The 2,244-nt window shown below is 64.8% G+C and carries 3 protein-coding genes; 1 reads left to right on the top strand and 2 read right to left on the bottom strand.

From position 1 onward, the window contains the following. Window positions 1-515 (bottom strand): Tom37 metaxin N-terminal-like domain-containing protein (locus tag VMR03_RS15670; RefSeq protein ID WP_325406865.1); only part of this gene is annotated, 515 nt, incomplete at its 3' end. A 107-nt stretch (window positions 516-622) separates the two neighbouring features. On the opposite strand from VMR03_RS15670, the gene VMR03_RS15665 reads away from it, so the two are divergent. After that, window positions 623-1,327, top strand: coding sequence for a YafY family protein (locus tag VMR03_RS15665; protein WP_325406863.1), 705 nt, complete (start codon window positions 623-625; stop codon window positions 1,325-1,327). A 93-nt stretch (window positions 1,328-1,420) separates the two neighbouring features. Here the strand turns inward: VMR03_RS15665 and VMR03_RS15660 are convergent. Continuing rightward, a partial coding sequence (locus tag VMR03_RS15660; RefSeq protein ID WP_325406860.1) for a phosphoenolpyruvate carboxykinase (ATP) occupies window positions 1,421-2,244 on the bottom strand: 824 nt, incomplete at its 5' end.

Below are 2,244 nucleotides of genomic sequence, written 5' to 3'. Positions count from 1 at the left end.
GAAAGCGCCGTCAGGTCTCCCGCACCCAGGGCATAAATTTCATCCCGGCTGTGCCGGCCGATGCCGTGCCCGTCCAGCCTGGCCATGACGCTCTTCCGGGCGCCACGCGCCACCGCCGCGCGCATCGGCCAGGGCAGGCCGGCGAAATAGAGGCCTTTGACGACGCGCCAGCCATCGTCCTCCACCCAGCGGCTATAGACCATCGCCCAGTAGAGACGCTCCTCGATCATGCGTTGCAGGGCATGGCTCGTGGCCCGCTCCCGCGCGCCGAGATTCCTGTCGAGATCGAGCCCGTGCGCTCTCAAGGTGTCGATGATGAGGGTCGAGTCGCCGATGCGTGTGCCGTCGATCTCGACGAAGGGCACCTTGTGCTTGGGGCCGACGGCCGGGTTGGCAACATGCTCGATCTCATAGGGAATGCCGCCGAGCCTGAGCGCGCATTCGAGCTTGACGCAGAAGGGGCTCGGATTGGGCGTGCCCTTGAGGCTCGGGGGGATCTGGAAAAGACGGATCATGGGTGCTCTCCTTTGTGGATCGCATCCCTTATACTGACAGGCTCCTGACAGCATGCCGTCAGCAGCGATCTGCGAGATTGCGTGCGCCGTCATGAGGGAGCCTTCCGATGCGCCGCGCCGACCGTCTTTTCGATATCATCGAATTCCTTCGCCGCAACAAGCGCGTGGTGACGGCGCAGCAGCTCGCCGGGGAACTCGAAGTTTCGGTCCGCACCATCTATCGCGACATCGCCGATCTGCAGGCGAGCCGTGTTCCGATCGAGGGCGAGGCCGGTCTCGGCTATGTCCTTCGTTCAGGCTACGAACTGCCGCCGCTGATGTTCACGGAGGACGAGATCGAGGCGCTGGTCTTCGGCGCGCGCATGGTGCGTGCCTGGGGCGATGCCGCCTTCACGCAAGCCGCCGACGCGGCCGTCTCGAAGATCACCGCCGTTTTGCCCGAACGCTTGAGCCGCATCGCCGAAACATCGCGCGTCACCGTCGCGCCGGGCCGCGGAAAGGACAAGGACGCCTTCAACCGGCATCTGACGCCGATCCGCCGCGCCATCCGCGAGCGGCGCAAGCTCGCGCTCGATTATGCGGCGCTCACGGACGAGCGGACCACGCGCGTCGTGCGTCCGCTCGGTCTGGCCTTTTTCGGGCCCTTCTGGATGCTGGCCGGGTGGTGCGAGATGCGGCGCGACTTCCGCACCTTCCGCATCGAACGCATCGCCGCGCTGAAGGTGACGGAGGACGTGTTCCGCGACGAGCCCGGCAAGACGATCGAGGATTTCTACGCTCGCCCGAACGAGACAGGCCCCACTGAGCGCTAAATCGGAAACGTTCAGTGGATGGATATGACGGCGCGAATAAAAAAAGCCCGGACCTTCCGGTCCGGGCTTTCGCATTTCGCAGAGAAGCGAGCCTTATTCGGCGGCGCGGGCGACCGAGGGGGCGGCGTCGCGGACTTCCGGATCGACGTGGTCCTCGAACTTCGCGAAGTTCTCGATGAACATCTTCACGACCTTCTGTGCCTGCGCGTCGTAGCCGGCCTTGTCGGCCCATGTGTCGCGCGGGTTGAGAATCTTCGTGTCGACGCCCGGCACGCTGACCGGTACCTCGAAGCCGAAATTCGGATCGGTGCGGAATTCGACCTTCGAGAGCGAGCCGTCGAGAGCGGCGGCGAGCAGCGCGCGCGTCGCCTTGATCGGCATGCGGCTGCCGACGCCATAGGCTCCGCCGGTCCAACCCGTGTTGACGAGCCAGCAATCGACCTTGTGCTCGGCGATGAGCGCGCGCAGGAGGTTGCCGTATTCGGTGGGGTGGCGCGACATGAAGGGCCCGCCGAAGCAGGTCGAGAAGGTCGCTTCCGGTTCCGTCACGCCCTTCTCGGTGCCGGCAACCTTCGCCGTGTAGCCCGAGAGGAAGTGATACATCGCCTGGCTGGGCGTCAGCTTTGCGATGGGCGGCAGCACACCGAAGGCGTCGGCCGTCAGCATGATGATGTTCTTCGGATGGCCGCCGGTGCCGGTCTCGCTTGCATTCGGAATGAAGGAGAGCGGATAGGCGCCGCGGCTGTTCTCGGCGAGGGCGGCGCTGTCGAGATCGAGTTCGCGCGTGTCCTCGTCCATCACGACGTTCTCAAGCACCGTGCCGAAGCGCTTCGTCACAGCGTAGATCTCGGGCTCGGCTTCGGCCGAGAGCTTGATCATCTTGGCATAGCAGCCGCCTTCGAAATTGAAGACGCCAT

The sequence above is a fragment of the Parvibaculum sp. genome (assembly GCF_035511255.1).
Classification (GTDB): Bacteria; Pseudomonadota; Alphaproteobacteria; order Parvibaculales; family Parvibaculaceae; genus Parvibaculum.
The sequence above is the reverse complement of the archived record's forward strand: the minus strand, read 5'-3'. Positions and strand labels throughout refer to the sequence as shown.

Bases quoted from the DNA above. Each gene is read 5' to 3' on its own strand.
- VMR03_RS15665 (WP_325406863.1), top strand. From the start codon at position 623: ATGCGCCGCGCCGACCGTCTTTTCGATATCATCGAATTCCTTCGCCGC.